The sequence below is a fragment of the Streptomyces sp. NPDC053513 genome (genome assembly GCF_044544765.1).
In the GTDB taxonomy this organism is placed as follows: domain Bacteria; phylum Actinomycetota; class Actinomycetes; order Streptomycetales; family Streptomycetaceae; genus Streptomyces; species Streptomyces litmocidini.
Genome location: NZ_JBITXP010000013.1, coordinates 24,894 through 42,379, shown reverse-complemented (window position 1 = coordinate 42,379; position 17,486 = coordinate 24,894). Strand labels below are relative to the sequence as shown.

At 73.8% G+C, this 17,486-nt stretch carries 16 protein-coding genes; 8 read left to right on the top strand and 8 right to left on the bottom strand.

All coding sequences use genetic code 11. The features are described 5' to 3' along the window. Nucleotides 1–258 precede the first annotated feature (258 nt). Together ACIGW4_RS22660 and ACIGW4_RS22655 are read left to right on the top strand one after the other, a co-directional pair. Nucleotides 259–1,239, top strand: coding sequence for an alpha/beta hydrolase (locus ACIGW4_RS22660; protein ID WP_399582513.1), 981 nt, complete (start codon nt 259–261; stop codon nt 1,237–1,239). Continuing rightward, the gene (locus tag ACIGW4_RS22655; protein WP_359592517.1) at nt 1,236–2,432 is read left to right on the top strand and encodes an acyltransferase; all 1,197 of its coding nucleotides are present in this window, start codon (nt 1,236–1,238) and stop codon (nt 2,430–2,432) included. Before ACIGW4_RS22660 ends, ACIGW4_RS22655 begins: the two co-directional genes overlap by 4 nt. A gap of 9 nt (nt 2,433–2,441) precedes the next feature. On the opposite strand, the gene ACIGW4_RS22650 is transcribed toward ACIGW4_RS22655, so the two are convergent. Then, entirely contained in the window at nt 2,442–3,467 is a 1,026-nt protein-coding gene (locus ACIGW4_RS22650; RefSeq protein ID WP_359592516.1) for an aldo/keto reductase, read from the bottom strand. Next, nucleotides 3,464–3,883, bottom strand: a complete 420-nt coding sequence (locus ACIGW4_RS22645; RefSeq protein WP_123451965.1) for a MerR family transcriptional regulator — start codon at nt 3,881–3,883, stop codon at nt 3,464–3,466. The genes ACIGW4_RS22650 and ACIGW4_RS22645 overlap by 4 nt, the downstream gene beginning before the upstream one ends. A 52-nt stretch (nt 3,884–3,935) precedes the next feature. Here ACIGW4_RS22645 and ACIGW4_RS22640 point away from each other — a divergent pair, with 52 nt between their 5' ends. Then, entirely contained in the window at nt 3,936–4,766 is an 831-nt protein-coding gene (locus ACIGW4_RS22640; protein ID WP_359592514.1) for a serine hydrolase domain-containing protein, read from the top strand. A 110-nt stretch (nt 4,767–4,876) separates the two neighbouring features. On the opposite strand, the gene ACIGW4_RS22635 is transcribed toward ACIGW4_RS22640, so the two are convergent. From ACIGW4_RS22635 to ACIGW4_RS22615, 5 genes are all read right to left on the bottom strand, one after another. After that, nucleotides 4,877–5,485, bottom strand: a complete 609-nt coding sequence (locus ACIGW4_RS22635) for a hypothetical protein (protein WP_399582510.1) — start codon at nt 5,483–5,485, stop codon at nt 4,877–4,879. A 68-nt stretch (nt 5,486–5,553) separates the two neighbouring features. Then, entirely contained in the window at nt 5,554–7,053 is a 1,500-nt protein-coding gene (locus ACIGW4_RS22630) for a sensor histidine kinase (protein WP_399582646.1), read from the bottom strand. 44 nt (nt 7,054–7,097) lie between these two features. Next, on the bottom strand, nt 7,098–7,781 hold the full coding sequence (locus tag ACIGW4_RS22625; protein WP_123451969.1) for a response regulator transcription factor: 684 nt from the start codon (nt 7,779–7,781) through the stop codon (nt 7,098–7,100). 621 nt (nt 7,782–8,402) lie between these two features. Beyond that, nucleotides 8,403–10,031, bottom strand: coding sequence for a murein biosynthesis integral membrane protein MurJ (gene murJ / locus ACIGW4_RS22620; RefSeq protein ID WP_399582509.1), 1,629 nt, complete (start codon nt 10,029–10,031; stop codon nt 8,403–8,405). Continuing rightward, entirely contained in the window at nt 10,028–11,215 is a 1,188-nt protein-coding gene (locus tag ACIGW4_RS22615) for a peptidoglycan bridge formation glycyltransferase FemA/FemB family protein (RefSeq protein ID WP_123451973.1), read from the bottom strand. Before ACIGW4_RS22615 ends, murJ begins: the two co-directional genes overlap by 4 nt. Before the next feature lie 206 nt (nt 11,216–11,421). Here ACIGW4_RS22615 and ACIGW4_RS22610 point away from each other — a divergent pair, with 206 nt between their 5' ends. Beyond that, the gene (locus tag ACIGW4_RS22610) at nt 11,422–12,591 is read left to right on the top strand and encodes an Ig-like domain-containing protein (RefSeq protein WP_398708893.1); all 1,170 of its coding nucleotides are present in this window, start codon (nt 11,422–11,424) and stop codon (nt 12,589–12,591) included. A gap of 588 nt (nt 12,592–13,179) precedes the next feature. Here the strand turns inward: ACIGW4_RS22610 and ACIGW4_RS22605 are convergent. Beyond that, the gene (locus ACIGW4_RS22605; protein WP_359592275.1) at nt 13,180–13,833 is read right to left on the bottom strand and encodes a pirin family protein; all 654 of its coding nucleotides are present in this window, start codon (nt 13,831–13,833) and stop codon (nt 13,180–13,182) included. 59 nt (nt 13,834–13,892) lie between these two features. On the opposite strand from ACIGW4_RS22605, the gene fasR reads away from it, so the two are divergent. The 4 genes from fasR (at nt 13,893) to ACIGW4_RS22585 (ending at nt 17,440) form a co-directional block, all read left to right on the top strand. Next, nucleotides 13,893–15,074 carry a fatty acid biosynthesis transcriptional regulator FasR gene (fasR, locus tag ACIGW4_RS22600; RefSeq protein WP_123451976.1) on the top strand — a complete coding sequence of 394 codons (1,182 nt, stop codon included), beginning with the start codon at nt 13,893–13,895 and terminating at the stop codon, nt 15,072–15,074. Between the two features lie 89 nt (nt 15,075–15,163). Beyond that, on the top strand, nt 15,164–16,081 hold the full coding sequence (locus tag ACIGW4_RS22595; protein ID WP_359592276.1) for an ACP S-malonyltransferase: 918 nt from the start codon (nt 15,164–15,166) through the stop codon (nt 16,079–16,081). Between the two features lie 18 nt (nt 16,082–16,099). Beyond that, nucleotides 16,100–17,131 carry a ketoacyl-ACP synthase III gene (locus tag ACIGW4_RS22590; protein WP_359592278.1) on the top strand — a complete coding sequence of 344 codons (1,032 nt, stop codon included), beginning with the start codon at nt 16,100–16,102 and terminating at the stop codon, nt 17,129–17,131. 60 nt (nt 17,132–17,191) lie between these two features. Continuing rightward, nucleotides 17,192–17,440, top strand: coding sequence for an acyl carrier protein (locus ACIGW4_RS22585; RefSeq protein WP_225799734.1), 249 nt, complete (start codon nt 17,192–17,194; stop codon nt 17,438–17,440). Nucleotides 17,441–17,486 lie beyond the last annotated feature (46 nt).

Here is a 17,486-nt window from a genome sequence, read left to right as displayed (position 1 = left end):
AGCCGAGAACTTGGGGAAGGAGCGTTGTCGACCGACGACAACGCGGCGAGGCGCGGTGCCAGACGCCGCGAGCCCGGCCTGATCGACAAGACACCCCCTAGCACCCGGGGGAAATCCCCACCCCCGGGCTGGTGTTGGCTGCTCGTCCGCCCCCTACCCCGGTATCACCGGGGACTTGGCCCTCCGGTGTGACGTGTCGTCACGCACCGTCTTCCTACCTTCCTCTCGCCAACGACGAGAGCGAGGGAGGGCGGGCCGATGCGCCGCTTCACGAGGACCCTGATCACCGCCGCGGTGGTGACCGGCGTGATCGCCGGGACGGCCGGCTGGGCGTCCGGGAACAGCCAGGAGGCCGTGACCGGGACCCCGGTCGGGACCGGGGCGTGGCGGGCCGCGGGGCTGCCCGACCCGGAGCGGATGGGGCCGGCCGAGGTCGCGCGGTTCTTCGCCGGGCTGAGTCCCGTACGACAGGAAGAGCTGGCCCGGTCGTACCCGATGGTCGTCGGGAACCTCGACGGGGCGCCCCTGGAGCTGCGGTACGAGGCCAACGCCCGCTCCGCGCGGGGGGAGTTCGGCGGGGCGCGGGTCCTCGCCCACGATCCGCGCGGCCGGGGGCAGGTGGCCCTGGTCTACGGGGACCTGGCGCGGGCCGAGCACGTGGCCGTGATCGTGCCCGGCTCCGACGTCGACGCCGGCCACGTGCGGCCGCTCGCGGACATGGCGGCGTCCCTGCGCCGCGCGACCGGCGGCCGTACGGCGGTGGTCGCCTGGGCCGGGTACACGACGCCCGTCGGGGTCGGCCTGGACGCGGCCACCGGCCGGCTCGCCGAGGCCGGGGCCGAGCGGCTGACCCGGTTCGCCGACGGCCTGGCGGCGGTCGGCGCGGCCGAGCCGTCCGTGTTCTGCCACAGCTACGGCTCCGTGGTCTGCGGTCTCGCCGCGCACGAGCTGAAGGCCAAGGACCTGGTGGTCTTCGGCTCCCCCGGGATGCGCGCCGAGAACGTCTCCGAGCTCGGCACCTCCGCCCGCGTCTGGGCGGCGAAGGATCCCACCGACTGGATCGACCGGGTCCCGAACGTCGAGTTCGGGGGGCTCGGGCACGGCGCCGATCCCACCGATCCGGCCTTCGGGGCGCGTCCGGTCCCGGCCGGCGACGCCGTCGGGCACGGCGGCTACTTCGCGCCCGGCACCGCCTCCCTCCGCGCGTTCGCCGCGATCGCCGAGGGGGACGTCCGATGAACCGGCTGGCCGAGAAGATCGAGGCCTCCACGCCCGCCCGTCGCGACCGGGCCGTCGACGGACTGCGTGCCCTCGCGCTGCTCGCCGTGCCGACCGGGCACTGGCTGCTCGGCGGTTTCACGCTCTCCGCCGACGGCGCGATCCACAACGCGAGCCCGCTCGGCACCTTCTCCGGTCTCGCGCCCGTCAGCTGGGTCCTGCAGATGCTGGGGATCTTCTTCCTGGTCGGCGGGTACGCGTCGGTGCTGTCGTACCGGCGGCGGAAGGGCTCCACGCGCGCGTGGCTCGGTGGGCGGCTCGCCCGGCTCGGGCGGCCGGTGCTCGGGGTCACCGCCGTGTGGGCGGCGCTGCTCCCGGTGCTGCACTTCGGTCTCGGGGTGCCCGTGGACACGCTGCGGACGGCGTCCACGCTGGTGATCCAGCCGCTGTGGTTCGTCGGGGTGTACACGGTGGTCACGGCGCTGACCCCGCTGTGCGTGCGGGCGGCCCGCCGCCTGGGGGTCTGGGCCGCGGCGCCGCTGCTCGGCTCGGTCGCCGTCGTCGACTTCCTGCGGTACGGACCGTACGCCGACGCCGTGCCGTCCTGGCTGAGCGTCCTCAACATCCTGCCCGGCTGGCTGTTCGCGTACCAGCTCGGTGTCTCCTGGGGCGAGGGCCGCGTGACCCGGCGCCACGCGTGGGGGCTGCTGCTCGGCGGCGCCGCGCTCTTCGCCGCCCTGCTGCTGGTCTTCGGCTACCCGGCGTCGATGGTCGGCGTCCCCGGCGAGGCCCGCACCAACTCGCACCCGCCGTCGCTGCTCGTCCTCGCCCTCGCCGCCGCGCAGAGCGGTGCGGCGATCCTGCTCCGGGACCGGATCGGCGCGCTCCTGCGGCGGCCCGCGCTGTGGGCGCCGGTCGTGGTCGTCAACCTCTCGGCCATGACGGTCCTGTGCTGGCACCAGACGGCGATGCTCGCCGCCGCGATCCCCGCGTCGTACGCCGGTGAGGTCCCGGGCCTGGTCGGCGCGCCCGACTCGGCGGGCTGGATCCTGGCGCGGCTCGCCTGGATGCCCGTCTTCGCCGGGCTCCTCGTCCTGATCGGACGGTACGCGCGCGTCTTCGAGGCCCCGTGGGCGAAGACCGGGCCGGCCCGCCGCACCCTGGCGGGTCTCCTCGCGGCGGGCTTCGCGGTCTTCGCCCTGGGGCTGGCCTAGATGTGCCGCTCAGGCCTCGCGGCTCACCGACGTGAAGCGCATGTCCGGGTAGCGGTCGCCCGCCACCAGGCCGGCGATCGGCTCCAGTGCGGCGAGTTCGGCGTCGGTGAGGACGATGCGGGTGGCGGCGGCGTTCTCCAGGAGGCGGGAGCGCTTGCGGGTGCCGGGGATGGGGACGACGGTGAGGCCGTGCACGGCGGCGCGCTGCTGGACCCAGGCGAGGGCGATCTGGGCCGGCGTCGCGCCGTGGGCGGCGGCGATCTTCCGGACCGGGTCGAGGAGGGTCGCGTTCCGCTCGGCGTTCTCGCCGGAGAACCGGGGCTGGTGCTTGCGGAAGTCGCTGTCCGACAGCTCCTTGGCGGCGTCCGCGAAGGAGCCGGCCAGGAAGCCGCGGCCGAGCGGCGAGTACGGCACGAAGGTGACGCCGAGTTCGGCGGCGGCGCCGACGGCGCTGCGCTCCACGTCCCGGGAGAAGAGCGACCACTCCGATTGGAGGGCGGCGATCGGGTGCACCGCGTGGGCCTCGCGCAGCTCGGCGCCGGTGACCTCGCTCAGGCCCAGGTGGCGGACCTTGCCCTCCTGGACGAGCTCGGCCATGGCGCCGACGGACTCGGCGAAGGGGATCTCCGGGTCGCGGCGGTGCATGTAGTAGAGGTCGATGGTCTCGACGCCGAGGCGGCGCAGGCTGTCCTCGGCGGCCTTCTTGATGTAGGCGGCGTCGTTGCGGACGCCCCGGTAGGTCGGATCGTCGGCGCGGCGCTCTATGGCGAACTTGGTGGCGAGGGTGACCTCGTCGCGGTGGGCGGCGAGGAAGGGCGCGAGGAACTCCTCGTTGGCGCCGCTGCCGTAGATGTCGGCGGTGTCGATCAGGGTGACGCCGGCCTCCAGGGCCGCGTCGAGGGTGTCGCGGGCGGCGGCCTCGTCGGTGTCGCCGTAGAACTCGCTGATGCCCATGGCGCCGAAGCCCTGGACGCCGACCTCCGGTCCGTCCTGACCGCCCAGACGTACGGTGTCGATCTTGGTCACGCTGGTCATGAAGGTGTTCCTCCGCTTGCGGTCCCGTAGTGGCTGATCTTGATGTCGAGCACGGCGAGCGTGTCCTGGAGCTCGGTGATCCGGGCGAGGACGTCGCGCCGGGTGGCCTCCAGGAGCTCCCGCCGGGCGTCCCTGGTGTGGTCGCCCTGGCGCACCAGCTCGGCGTACCTGACCATGTCGGCGACCGGCATCCCGGTCAGCCGCAGCTTGCCGACGAAGGTCAGCCAGCCGAGGTCGTGCTCCGTGAAGCGGCGCTGTCCCGTGTGCGAACGGTCGACCTGCGGCAGCAGTCCTATCCGCTCGTACCAGCGCAGGGTGTGCGCGGTGAGCCCGGTCAGGGCCGCCACCTCGCTGATGGTGTAACGGTCCTTCCCCGTAAGCCCGGTCGTGCTCGCGATGCTCTCGATCACGCTCATGGGCCCCACGCTAGAACGTTCGAGTGCACTCGAAGCAAGTAGGCTCGGCCCCATGCACAGCAGCCTGCCGAGCCTGGCGTCGATCGAGAACTGGCCCGTCCCCACCGCGGCCGCCGCCGTCGTCCGCGCGGACGGCACCCTGGCCGGGTCCCACGGCCCCACCGGGCAGCGCTTCCCGCTCGCCTCCGTCACCAAGCCGCTGGCGGCGTACGCCGTCCTCGTCGCGTACGAGGAGGGGGCGGTCGACCTCGACGAGCCGGCCGGGCCCGAGGGCTCGACCGTCCGCCACCTCCTCGCCCACACCTCGGGGCTCGCCTTCGACGAGAACCGGGTCATGGCGGCGCCGGGCACCCGCCGGATCTACTCCAACGCCGGCTTCGAGGCGCTCGGCGACCACGTCGCCAAGGCCACCGACATCCCCTTCTCCGAGTATCTGCACCAGGCGGTCCTGGAGCCCCTCGGCATGACCTCCACCACCCTGGAGGGCTCGCCCGCGAAGGACGGCGTGTCCACCGTGGACGACCTGGTGCGGTTCGCCGCCGAGGTGCAGGCGCCGCGACTGCTCGACGCCCGGACCGTCCTGGACGCGATGACCGTCACGTACCCCGGTCTGACCGGCATCCTGCCCGGCTACGGGCACCAGAAGCCGAACGACTGGGGGCTCGGCTTCGAGATCCGCGACGGCAAGTCCCCGCACTGGACGGGCGCGAGCTCCTCGCCGCGCACCTTCGGGCACTTCGGACAGGCCGGCACCTTCCTGTGGATCGACCCGGACGCGAGGGCCGCGTGCGTGGCCCTCACCGACCGGCCCTTCGGGCCGTGGGCGGTCGAGGCGTGGCCGCCGTTCACGGACGCGGTGCTCGCGGACCTGCGCGGGCGCTGACGGGGCCTCGGTCCGACGGGGTCTCGGTTCGACGGGTGCCCCGGTTCGGCGGGGCCCGGTCCGACAGGCCCTGGGTCCGGCGGGGTCCCCGGTTCGGCGGGGCCCTCGGTTCAGGTCGTTTCGCAGCGGGCCGTGGGGAGCGTGCCGTCGACGCCCATCAGGCTCACGTCGACCATGCCCCCGCCGTCCTCGGCGTACGCCGTCGTGCACACCAGTTGCTGGACGGCCGTCTCCGACAGGTCCTTGACGGGGAACGGCGACCGGAGCCGGATCACCCGGCGGCCCTCCGGGGACAGCTTCCCGACCTCCTCGGCGTGCGGCGCCTTCCGGGACACCGGGAGGTCCGTGGTCAGACCCGCGGCGGTCTCGGCACCGGCCGGGCCCGCGAGGAGCGCGGCGATCACCTTGTCGGTGGCGCCCCGGGTGCCGCCGGTGTTTTGCGCCGCCCCGGATCCCGGCCCCTGGGCCTTGCGGTCCTCGGTCGACTCGGAGGCGCCCCAGGCGAACGTCGTCTCGGGGTACGGCGGCCCGAGCTCGCGGACCACCGGGACCAGGCGGCCGTCCGGCCCGAGGAAGTAGAGCACCATGCGGAACTCGGGCGCCGGGGCGACGGCGACGGTCGCGGCACCGCCCGCCTCGACGACGTCGCTCTCCTGGATGCCGCAGGCGGCGAGCGCGAACGTGCCGAGCAGGACGAGGGCGGCCGCCCGGTGGGACATGGCCCTCCGGTGCCGCGGGGCCGTCCGGCGGCCCGGTGCCGTCCGGCGGTTCAGGGCCGTCCGGCGGTTCACAGGGGCATCCGTACGGTGAAGACCGCCCCGCCCGTCGGGTGGTTGGCGGCGTGGACGGTGCCGCCGTGCAGCCGGACGTTCTCCAGGGTGATCGCCAGGCCCAGGCCGCTGCCCGCCGAGCGGGTCCTGGCCTGGTCCGCCTTGTAGAAGCGGTCGAAGACGTGCGGCAGGACGTCCGGGTGGATGCCCGGCCCCCGGTCGGCGACCTCCGTCACCAGCTCGTCCCCCTCCGCGTACAGCCTGACCGTCACCGGCGCGGCCCCGTGCCGCAGCGCGTTGCCCACGAGGTTGGCGACGACGACGTCGAAACGGCGCGGGTCGAGCCGCGCCCTGATCCCCTCCCCAAGGTACGGGACGACCTGCTCCGGATCGGTCCAGTGGCGGTGCTGGAGGGTCTTGCGGACGCAGTCGGCGGCGTCGACCTCGTCGGTGTGCAGCTCGGCCGCCCGCGCGTCGAACCGGGAGATCTCCATCAGGTCCTCGACGAGCACGGCGAGCTTCCCGGTCTCGGCGCTGATCAGCCGGACGGCGCGGGCGGTGTCGCTGTCCAGCCCGGCGGCGTCCTCGTCGAGGACCTCGGTGACCGCGAGCATGCCGGCGAGCGGGGTGCGCAGTTCGTGCGAGACGTCGGAGGCGAAGCGGCGGGCGCGGGCCTCGGCGTTGCGCAGTTCCGTCACGGAACGCTCCAGCTCGGCGGCGGACTCGTTGAACGTGCGGGCCAGATCGGCCAGTTCGTCGCTGCCCTTGGCGTGGATGCGGGTGTCGAGGCGGCCCCGGCCCATGCTGTGGGCCGCGCGCCGCAGCTCCCGCACGGGGCGCAGCACGCCGCGCGAGGCGATGAGCGCGGGGATCAGCGCCACGGCCAGCGCCGGCAGGGCGCCGTCACGGGCCGCGGTCACCATGGCCTCGATGTTCGCCTCCTCCTCGTCGAGCTCCATGACCGCGTAGAAGACCAGACCGGTCGGCTGGGCCGTCCCCTGGCTCACGTGCGTGCGGAACACGGCGGGGACGGCCATCGTCAGGTACGGCGTGCCGTTCTTCACCACCCGCTGGAAGCTGCCGTGCGGGGTGGCCGACCGGGCCTGGGCGCGGGCCCGCAGCTCGGGCGTGACGACGGAGGAGGTGGGGCGGTCGGTGGAGGAGACGCGGACCGTGCCGTACTCGGCGTAGACCCGCCAGGGGCGGGGCTTGCCCTGGCGGGCGATGGACAGGACCGTGTCCCGCAGCGAGTCCGCGTTGACCGGAAGGCTGATGACCAGCGGGTCGACCTGGTCGCGGAAGGCGGAGACCGCGGTGTTCTGGGTCTGCTCCAGGATGGCGTTGCGGGCGGCACGGTAGGTGAGGGCGGCGGTGGTGCCGCAGCCCACGGCGGCGACGAGGAGGAAGGCGAGGACGAGGCGGGTACGGAGGCCGAAGGGGTGGAGGCGAGGGGTGCCGGCTCTGCGGCGGGCCCGCCGTGTGTCCGGGTCCGCGCCCGGGCCCACGGCCGGGTCCATGGCCGGGTCCGTGTCCGTGCCCGGCTCCGGGCTCACGCAGGCCTTCACAGGGGGCCGAAGCGGTAGCCGAAGCCCCGCAGGGTCTGGATGTACCGGGGCTCGCCCGGCGTGTCCTCGATCTTGTTCCGCAGACGGCGGACACAGGCGTCCACCAGCCGGGCGTCCCCGTGGTAGCTGTGCTCCCAGACGTGCTCCAGGAGCTGCTGCCGGCTGAAGACCTGCTCCGGGGCGGCCGTCAGGTGCAGCAGCAGCTTCAGCTCGGAGGGGGCGAGGGCGACGCGCTCGCCCGCCTTCGCGACGGTCAGGCCCGCCCGGTCGATCGCGAGCTCCCCGTGGAACTCCACGGCCGACCGGCCCGTGCCGGGCTCCTCGATGCGCCGCAGCACGGCCCGTATCCGGGCCTCGATGACCTCCGTACGGGCGGGCTTGACGATGTAGTCGTCGGCGCCGGCCTCCAGGCCCACGACCACGTCGAAGTCGTCCCCGCGGGCGGTGAGCATGATGATCGGCAGCTGGCTGCTCTCGCGGACGCGGCGGCAGACCTGGACGCCGTTCATGCCGGGCAGCATCAGGTCCAGGAGCAGCAGGTCCGGCCGGAACTCGCCGAGCGCGGCGAGGCCCGCTTCGCCGGTGGGGGCGGTACGGACCTCGTGCCCGCGGCGGCGCAGGCCCAGTTCGACGCCCTCGCGGACGGAGGGGTCGTCTTCTATGAGGAGCACGCGGGGCATGTCGTGAAGTATCCCAAGGTCGGGTCGGCCCCCTCGGCGGGGCCTCGTGCTGATCGGTCGTCCCACCCGCTGCGGGCCCACGCCGTCGGGCGGCGCCCTCGCCGTGGCGGGCGGTGATCCTGCTGGGCGGTGCCCCGCTGTTACGGGCGGTGGTCCTGCTGGGCGGTGCCCGCCGCGGTGGGCGCGCGCCTGCCGGGCGGCGCCTCCGCCGGTACGGCGCCCCGCCGTTGTGGGCGCGCCCGCCGGGGCGGTGCCCACCCCCGCGCCCCCCGTTGTGGGCTGCGCCCGCCAGGGCGGTGCCCCCGCCCACCCGTTGTGGGCAGTCGTTCCGCTGGGGCGGAACGGGTGGGCACAACGGACCCGCGCCCTGCCGGCGCCAGAGGCTCACGTGCCTGAACCCGCACCCCGTGCACAGCGCACCAGTGGTGCGGGTCCAGGCGCGGAACGCGGAGGCGCCGCTGATAGGCGCCGTCCCGTGTGCCCACCCGTCCCGCCCCAGCGGGACGATTGCCCACACGGCGGGTGGGGTCCGCCCCGCCGGGCGCGGCCCCACGCGGCGGGTGGGCGGGGCACCGCCCCGCAGGGCGCGCCCGCACGGTGTGGGCTCGTGTGGGTGGGGGTTCAGGTGCGGCGGAGGCGGGTGGTGGTGGTGTGGAGGAGGGCTTGCAGTTCTGTCAGGCGGAGAGGGCGGGCGAGGAGGGCGGAGACCACCAGGATCGTCGCCGCTCCCGCCAGGCCCGCCATCACCGCACTCCCCGTCCCCGCCGTCCCCATCGCCCCCACCGCGTCCGCGACGAACAGCCCGTACCCCGCTGCCGGCAGCGCGGCCGCGAGGAGGCGTGCCAGTGCGGAGAGCGCGTCGCCCGTGCCCCGGCCCAGCCTGCGGCGGAGCGCGTACGCCGTCACCGCCCAGCCCGCCCAGAGCGCCAGCGAGTACGCCGCCGCCATGCCCGTGACCGCCCAGCGGACGGGGAGGTAGTGGTACGCGGCCAGGGAGAGGCCCGCGTTCAGGACGGCGATGACGAGGTTCAGCAGGAACGGGGTGCGGGTGTCGCGCAGGGCGTAGAAGGCGCGGGTGCACACGTACTGGCCGGAGAGGGCGACCAGGCCGGGCGCGAAGGCCGCCAGGGTCCAGGCCATGGCGCGCACGTCGTCGCCGGTGGTCGCCCCGTACCGGTAGACGACCGTCATCAGCGGGACGGCGAGCGCGAGGAGCGCGCAGGCGGCGGGGACCACGGCCGCCGCGCTGGTCCGCAGGGCGTACGAGACGTCCCGCCGGACCCCCGCCGTGTCGCCGTCCGCCGCCGCCCCGCTCATCCGGGGCATCAGCGCGGTGACGAGGGAGACGGTGATGATGCCGTGCGGGACGGTCCACAGGAGGTAGGCGTTGTTGTACGCGGCGATGCCTCCGCCGCTGACCGTCGGGTCCGTGCCCGCGGAGGTGGCGAGCCAGGTGGTCACCCAGTACGCGCCCTGGTTGGTGAGGACGAGCAGGACGAGCCAGCCCGCCGCCCGGAGCGGGGCGGCGAGGCCGCTGCCGCGCCAGTCGAGGCGGGGCCGCCAGCGGAAGCCGGCGGCGCGCAGCGAGGGCAGCAGGGCCAGGGCCTGCAGCGCGATGCCCGCCGTGGTGCCCCAGCCGAGGAGGGCGGTCTCCCCGGGGGTGAGTTCGCCGCCGTCGCCGACGGCCAGGAAGAGGCCGAAGACGGTGACGGCGACGACGTTGTTGAGGACGGGGGTCCACATCATGGCGCCGAACCGGCCCCGGGCGTTGAGGACCTGTCCGAGCAGGGTGAAGAGGCCGAGGAAGAAGATCTGCGGCAGGCAGGTGCGCGCGAAGGTGATGGTCATCTCGCGCTGGGCGCCCACGTAGTCGGTGTACGTGTCGACGATCAGCGGTGCGGCGAGGACCGCGACCGCCGTGAGGGCGGCGAGGGCGAGGGCGCAGAGGGTGAGGAGGCGGTCGGTGTAGGCGACGCCGCCGTCCTCGTGTTCCTTGGCGGCCTTGACCAGTTCGGGGACGAAGACGGCGTTGAGCGCTCCGCCGAGGAGCAGCATGTAGACGATGGTGGGGACGGAGTTGCCGACGGCGTATCCGTCGGCGACGTAGCCCGCGCCGAGCGCCGCGGCGACGACGGAGGCCCGTACGAAGCCGGTGGCGCGGGAGACGAGCGAGCCGGCGGCCATGAGGGCGCCGCTGCGGACGGCGGAGGCCTTCCGCTCCGGCGGGGCGGCGGCGATCGTCGCCGTCATCGGCGGGCCAGATAGGCCTGGAAGGCGCGGTACAGCGCCCCGTTGGTCGTGCCCTGCATCGGAATCTCCCACTCCCCCAGTGTTTCGACGACCTGTCCGCCCGTGCCGAGCTTCCAGCGGAGGAGGCCGTGGGCGCGATCGTCCGGATCGAGGGTGGAGGGTACTCCGCGGAGGTCGTAGACGGCGGCGCCGAGGGCGTGGGCGTCGAGCAGCATCCGCCACTGGAGGGCGTTGGAGGGGCGGACCTCGCGGCGGTGGTCGGCGGAGGCGCCGGTCTGGTACCAGACGCGGCCGCCCACCGCGAGCATGGTGTGCGCGGCGAGGATCTCGCCCTCGTGGCGGGCGAGGTAGAGCTTCATGCGGCCGGGCTGCTCGGCGTTGAGGACGGCGTACTGGCGCTCGTAGTACGCGAGGGAGCGGCCGAGCCGGAACCCGTCGCGTTCCTCCGTGATGCGCAGGAGCCGGTAGAACTCGGGCAGATCGGCGGCGGAGCCGACGACGACCTCGACGCCGGACTTGCGGGCCTTGCGGACGTTGCGCCGCCACTCCTGGTTGAGGCCGGTCCACAGGTCGTCGGTGGAGCGGCCGGCGAGCGGGACCTGGAAGACGTGCCGGGGCTGGGCGTCGGCGCCGTCCTCGGAGTCGCCGCCGCACTTGCGCCAGCCGCGGGCGCGCAGCCGTTCGGCGACGGCGGTGCCCAGCGGGTCGACCTCGTCGGCGAGCACGTCGGCGAGCCGACGGCCGGGCCCGGTGGCGGCCTTGACGGTGGGGGCGTTCCAGCGGCGGTAGGCGGGCCCGGGGCCCATGCGGACGGCGAAGGCGCCCAGGGAGCGCAGATGGCCGAGGAGCGGGGAGAGCCAGTCGTCCAGGTCGGGGTCGGCCCAGTCGGCGACGGGTCCTTCGGGCAGGTAGGCGAAGTACTTCCGGGTGCCGGGGAAGGAGCGGAGGAGGACGAGCGCGACGCCCGAGAGCTCGGCGCCCTCCCTTCCCCAGCCGAGGAGTTGGTGGCTCCAGCCGTCCTTCACCTGCGCCCAGGAGGGGAGTTGGAGGAAGCTGGGGCCGTCCGCTCCGGTACGGGAACCGAGGAAGGCGCGGTACGCCTCGGGGGTCACGGGCCCGATCCTGACCGGTCCTGCGGGGGCGCGGCGGTCGGTGGGTGCGGCCGTCACGAGCAGCGCTGACACAACGGGAGCCTCCTTGTTCCGCCCCTCGGTGGTCGGGGCGCACAGCAGGCTCACAGCCGGATGCGACGGATCCGCGCGGTGATTGTGACCGGACGATGACCGTTCTGCCGCAGGCCTCGTCACATGGGCCTGCGGCGGCCGCGTGCGGCTCCGGGCGATCTACAGTCCGGAAGATCCCACCTTTCTTTCCCTTGCGGAGGTCTTCCGTGCTGCCGATACGCACATCCCGTCCCGCCCTGGCGGCCGTCGCGCTCGCCGTGTCCCTGACCGCCTGTTCCGCGCAGGCGGCGAGCGGGCCCGCCGGGGCGCAGGATCCGGCGCGGGCGGCGGCCCCGGCCGAGGTGACCGTCGTGGACCGGGTGGCCGGCAAGCCGGTGACCGTGACCGCGACCGGCGGGACGCTCACCGAGGTGAAGGTCGTCGACGGCGAAGGCGGGCGCCTCGTGGGCCGTACGGGGGCGGGCGGTACGCGCTGGGCGTCGGACCGGAAGGCGGCGCCCGGCACCTCGTACACGGTCGAGGTGACGTCCCGTGCGGCCGACGGCAAGGAGTCGACCAGCCGGTCGTCCTTCACGACCCCGGAGCCCGGGAAGGTCAACAAGGTGACCCTGGCCCCCGGCAAGAACACCACGGTCGGCATCGGGCAGCCGCTCTCCATCGTCTTCGACCTGCCGGTGACGCGGAAGGCGGACGTGGAACGGCAGCTGAAGGTCACCACCTCGAACGGCACCGAGGGCTCCTGGGGCTGGGTCAAGGACTACTCGGGACGGGACCGGGTCGACTGGCGTCCCCGGGAGTACTGGAAGCCGGGCACGAAGGTCACCCTCGAAGCGGACCTCGACGGCACGGACTCGGGGGGCGGTTGGTTCGTACGGGACTACCGCACGGGCTTCACGATCGGCGCGGCGCAGGTCGTGAAGGTCGACCTCGACGCCCATCGGCTGAGGTTGGAGCGGGAGGGGCGGACGGTCCGTACGATCCCGGTCTCCGGCGGCACCCCCGGCGGCGACAAGCGGTCCTGGCGGGGGACGGCCGTCCTCATGGCCAAGGAGGGCACCATCAACATGAACTCCGAGACGGTGGGGCTCGGCGACGCGTACGACAAGGACGTCGACTACTCGATGAGGCTGACGTGGTCGGGGATGTACGCGCACGCGGCGCCGTGGAACGCGGCGTACTTCGGGCGGGCGAACCGGAGTTCGGGGTGCATCGGGATGAGCGACGCCGATGCGGCCGCCTTCTACTCGTCGGTGAACGTGGGCGATCCCTTCGAGATCACGGGGCGCGAGACGAAGGGGGTGGTGGCGGAGGGGAACGGGTACGGGGCGTGGAATCTGAGCTGGGGCGCGTGGAAGACGAAGAGCGCGCTGCGCTGACGCGGCCTGGCCCGCGCGGACGGCGCCCGGCCGGTGCGCCACCGTCTGGCACGGGCCCGCACCCGGCGGGGCGCCCTCGCGTGTGGGGCCCGCACCCGGGCGGGCGGCTCCTCCCGCCCGTGCGGGCCCGCGCCCGGCGGGGCGGTGCCCCCTGCTCGTGTGGGCCCGCGCCCTGCTGGGCGGCTCTCCCGCCCACCCGCCGTGTGGGCAATCGTCCCGCTGGGGCGGGACGGGTGGGCACACGGGACGGCGCCCATCAGCGGCGCCTCCGCGTTCCGCGCCCTGACCCGCACCACCAGCGGCGGTGCACACGGGGTGCGGGTCCAGGCACCACAGCCTCTGGCGCCGGCAGGGCGCGGGTCCGTTGTGCCCACCCGTTCCGCCCCAGCGGAACGACTGCCCACAACGGGGGGGGCGCGGGGGTGGGCACCGCTCGGCGGGCGCAGCCCACAACGGCGGGGGCGCCGTATCGGCGGGCTCGGACCGAAACGGGGGGGGCGCCGCCCCAGCAGGGGGGCGCGTCCGCAATGGGGGTGGAGGGCGCGTCGGTAGGTGGGTGACCGTGGCGGACGTGGAGCGGGTGCCTGGCTACGGGGTCCGCATGTGCCAGGTCAGGAGTTCTGCGGGGGCGGCGGCCGTCAGGGGCAGCGGCTCCCCTCCCGTCACCCGGGCCGCGTCGCCCGGGCCCAAGGTCTCGGCGCCCAGCGTCACCTCGCCCCGCACCACGTGCACGTACGTGAAGTCGGCGGGCGGGAGGGCGAGGTGCGAGCCCGCCTCCAGGCGGTCCACCCGCAGCACCGCGCCCGCCGCCGGGACCGCGTACGTGTCGCCGACGCCCCGGACCACCTCGTACGAGGGCGAGCCGCCCGGCTCCAGCGGCGCGAGCCACATCTGGAGGAAGGCCAGGGGGGCGGGGCCGTCGTTGCGCTCGACGTGGCGGACGCCGGACGCCGCGCTGAGGTGCTGGAGGTCGCCGGGGCGGACGACCGTGGTGTGGCCGGCCGAGTCGTGGTGGGTGAGTTCGCCCTCCGTCACCCACGTCACGATCTCGGTGTGGGAGTGGGGGTGCTCGTCGAAGCCGGCGCCGGGGGCCAGCCGCTCCTCGTTGACGGCGAGGAGCGCGCCGAAGCGGAGGTTGTCGGGGTCGTAGTGGGGGCCGAAGGAGAAGGCGTGCCGGGTCTCGATCCCGGCCGCCGGGTCGCCCCCGGGGTGGCGCTCGGCGGCGCGCTGGATGCGTATCACGGGACGTACCGTAGCCCCGACCCCGCACGCCGGCGTCCCGATAAGGCAGTCTTGTCCCCGTGCCTGAACCCGTGAACGCCGCCCATCCGCACGCCGCGACCCTGAAACGCCTCGAACAGTCGTCCGGGCGGCTCGCCGCCGGCGCCATCGCCCGCATGGACGAGACGCTGCCGTGGTACCGCGCGATGCCGCCCGAGAACCGGTCGTGGATCGGTCTGGTCGCCCAGGCCGGCATCGCCGCGTTCACCGAGTGGTTCCGGCACCCGGAGACCCCGCAGGCCATCTCCACCGACGTCTTCGGCACGGCGCCCCGGGAGCTGACCCGCGCGATCACCCTGCGACAGACCGTGGAGATGGTCCGCACCACGATCGAGGTCATGGAGTCGGCGATCGAGGAGGTCGCCGCCCCCGGCGACGAGGGCGTCCTCCGGGAGGCGCTGCTCGTCTACGCGCGCGAGATCGCGTTCGCGACCGCCCAGGTGTACGCGCAGGCCGCCGAGGCCCGGGGCGCCTGGGACGCGCGGCTGGAATCGCTCGTCGTCAACGCGGTGCTCTCGGGGGAGGCCGACGAGGGGGCCGTGTCCCGGGCCGCCGCCCTCGGGTGGAACTCGCCCGACCACGTGTGCGTCGTGCTCGGCACCGCGCCCGACGGGGACAGCGAGCTGACCGTCGAGGCGATCCGCCGGGCCGCGCGCCACGCCAAGCTCCAGGTCCTCACCGGCGTCCTCGGCGACCGGCTCGTCGTCATCGCGGGCGGCAACGACAATCCGCTGGCCGTCGCGAAGGCGCTGATCGGACCGTACGCGGCGGGGCCCGTCGTCGCCGGGCCCGTCGTGCCCGACCTGCTGGCCGCGACCCGCTCCGCGCAGGCGGCGGCGGCCGGTCTCAAGGCCTGCTCGGCGTGGCAGGACGCGCCCCGGCCGGTTCTGGCGGACGATCTCCTTCCGGAGCGCGCCATCGCCTCCGACCCTTCGGCGCGCGAGCAGCTGGTGGAGGAGATCTACAGACCGCTGGAGGAGGCCGGGTCGGCGCTGCTCGAAACTCTCAGTGTCTATCTGGAGCAGGCGAGCAGTCTGGAAGGCGCGGCCCGGATGCTCTTCGTCCACCCGAACACCGTGCGCTACCGGCTTCGACGTGTGACCGACGTCACCGGCTGGTCACCCTCCGACGTTCGTTCCGCGTTCACTCTGCGGATCGCCCTGATCCTGGGGCGCTTGGCCGACGGAGATCAGCAGTCCTAGACTTTTGTCGAACACCAACAATTCCCCCGACGGTTCTTCGTCCTTGTCCTCACGGGCGCTCGGAGCCGTCCCCAAGAGAGAGTGTGAGGGTGCTCGTACTCGTCGCTCCCGGCCAAGGCGCCCAGACGCCCGGCTTCCTGACCCCCTGGCTCGAACTCCCCGGCGCCGCCGACCGCATCGCGGCCTGGTCGGACGCGATCGAGCTCGACCTCGTCCACTACGGCACGAAGGCGGACGCGGACGAGATCCGTGACACCGCCGTGGCCCAGCCCCTCCTCGTCGCCGCCGGCCTGCTCTCCGCGGCCGCTCTCGGCGAGGTGACCCCCGGTGTCGTCGCCGGTCACAGCGTCGGCGAGTTCACGGCCGCCGCGTTCGCGGGTGTCCTCGACGACACCGCCGCGCTCCGTCTCGTCCGTACCCGCGGTCGTGCGATGGCCGAGGCCGCCGCGATCACCGCGACGGGCATGTCGGCGCTGCTCGGCGGCGACCCCGAGGTGACCGTCCCTCACCTGGAGAAGCTCGGCCTGACCGCCGCCAACGTGAACGGCGCCGGCCAGATCGTGGCCGCCGGCACCCTGGAGCAGCTGGCCGCCCTGGAGGCGGACAAGCCCGAGGGCGTCCGCCGGGTCGTCGCGCTCAAGGTCGCGGGCGCCTTCCACACGCACCACATGGCCCCGGCCGTGGCGACGCTGGAGGAGGCGGCGAAGGAGCTGTCGCCGGCCGCCCCGGTCGTCCGCTACGTCTCCAACAAGGACGGGCAGGTCGTCACCGACGGCGCCGAGGTCGTGGCCCGTCTGGTCGGCCAGGTCGCGAACCCGGTCCGCTGGGACCTGTGCATGGAGACCTTCCAAGAGCTCGGCGCGACCGCGCTGATCGAGGTGTGCCCCGGCGGCACCCTGACCGGGATCGCCAAGCGCGCCCTGCCGGGGGTGGCCACGGTCGCCCTCAAGACTCCCGACGACCTGGACGCGGCCCGTACGCTCATCGCCGAGCACGCGGCCGTCTGACAAGGAGTGTCGAGAAACATGTCGAAGATCAAGCCCAGCAAGGGCGCCCCGTACGCACGGATCCTCGGTGTCGGCGGTTACCGCCCCACCCGGGTCGTGCCGAACGAGGTGATCCTCGAGAAGATCGACTCGTCCGACGAGTGGATCCGCTCGCGCTCCGGCATCGCCACCCGCCACTGGGCCTCTCCGGAGGAGACGGTCGCCGCCATGTCGGTGGAGGCCTCGGGCAAGGCCATCGCCGACGCCGGGATCACCCCCGAGCAGATCGGCGCCGTGATCGTCTCCACGGTCTCGCACTTCAAGCAGACCCCGGCCGTCGCCACCGAGATCGCCGACAAGATCGGCGCCGGGAAGCCGGCCGCGTTCGACATCTCCGCCGGCTGCGCGGGCTTCGGCTACGGGCTGACCCTCGCCAAGGGCATGATCGTCGAGGGTTCCGCGGAGTACGTCCTCGTCATCGGCGTCGAGCGGCTCAGCGACCTGACGGATCTGGAGGACCGCGCGACGGCCTTCCTGTTCGGCGACGGCGCCGGCGCCGTGGTCGTCGGCCCCTCCGACGAGCCGCACATCGGCCCCACGGTCTGGGGTTCCGAGGGCGACAAGTCCGAGACGATCAAGCAGACCGTGCCGTGGAACGAGTTCCAGGTCGGCGACGTCTCGAACCTGCCGCTGAACTCGGCCGGAGAGATCAAGTTCCCCGCCATCACGCAGGAGGGTCAGGCGGTCTTCCGCTGGGCCGTCTTCGAGATGGCGAAGGTCGCCCAGCAGGCCCTGGACGCCGCCGGCATCACGGCGGACGACCTGGACGTCTTCATCCCGCACCAGGCGAACATGCGGATCATCGACTCGATGGTGAAGACCCTGAAGCTGCCGGAGCACGTCACGGTCGCCCGTGACGTGGAGACCACCGGCAACACCTCGGCCGCCTCGATCCCGCTCGCGATGGAGCGGCTCCTGGCGACCGGGAAGGCGAAGAGCGGCGACACCGCGCTCGTCATCGGCTTCGGGGCGGGTCTCGTCTACGCCGCGACGGTCGTTACTCTCCCCTAGGCACTCCGGACCTTCCGGAAGCCGTTTTTCCTCAGTACAGACACAAGAAGGAGCGCCACCATGGCCGCCACCCAGGAAGAGATCGTCAAGGGTCTCGCCGAGATCGTGAACGAGATCGCCGGCATCCCGGTCGAGGACGTCGAGCTCGACAAGTCCTTCACCGACGACCTGGACGTCGACTCCCTGTCCATGGTCGAGGTCGTCGTGGCCGCCGAAGAGCGCTTCGACGTCAAGATCCCCGACGAGGACGTCAAGAACCTCAAGACGGTCGGCGACGCCGCCGACTACATCCTGAAGCACCAGGACTGATTCGGCCCCTGCCGACTCGGTCCACGCTGACTCGGTCCGCCACCCG

Bases quoted from the DNA above. Each gene is read 5' to 3' on its own strand.
- ACIGW4_RS22635 (WP_399582510.1), bottom strand. From the start codon at position 5,485: ATGTCCCACCGGGCGGCCGCCCTCGTCCTGCTCGGCACGTTCGCGCTC.
- ACIGW4_RS22630 (WP_399582646.1), bottom strand. From the start codon at position 7,053: ATGGACCCGGCCGTGGGCCCGGGCGCGGACCCGGACACACGGCGGGCC.
- murJ (WP_399582509.1), bottom strand. From the start codon at position 10,031: ATGACGGCGACGATCGCCGCCGCCCCGCCGGAGCGGAAGGCCTCCGCC.
- ACIGW4_RS22645 (WP_123451965.1), bottom strand. From the start codon at position 3,883: ATGAGCGTGATCGAGAGCATCGCGAGCACGACCGGGCTTACGGGGAAG.
- ACIGW4_RS22590 (WP_359592278.1), top strand. From the start codon at position 16,100: ATGTCGAAGATCAAGCCCAGCAAGGGCGCCCCGTACGCACGGATCCTC.
- ACIGW4_RS22625 (WP_123451969.1), bottom strand. From the start codon at position 7,781: ATGCCCCGCGTGCTCCTCATAGAAGACGACCCCTCCGTCCGCGAGGGC.
- ACIGW4_RS22640 (WP_359592514.1), top strand. From the start codon at position 3,936: ATGCACAGCAGCCTGCCGAGCCTGGCGTCGATCGAGAACTGGCCCGTC.
- ACIGW4_RS22650 (WP_359592516.1), bottom strand. From the start codon at position 3,467: ATGACCAGCGTGACCAAGATCGACACCGTACGTCTGGGCGGTCAGGAC.
- ACIGW4_RS22655 (WP_359592517.1), top strand. From the start codon at position 1,236: ATGAACCGGCTGGCCGAGAAGATCGAGGCCTCCACGCCCGCCCGTCGC.
- ACIGW4_RS22660 (WP_399582513.1), top strand. From the start codon at position 259: ATGCGCCGCTTCACGAGGACCCTGATCACCGCCGCGGTGGTGACCGGC.
- ACIGW4_RS22585 (WP_225799734.1), top strand. From the start codon at position 17,192: ATGGCCGCCACCCAGGAAGAGATCGTCAAGGGTCTCGCCGAGATCGTG.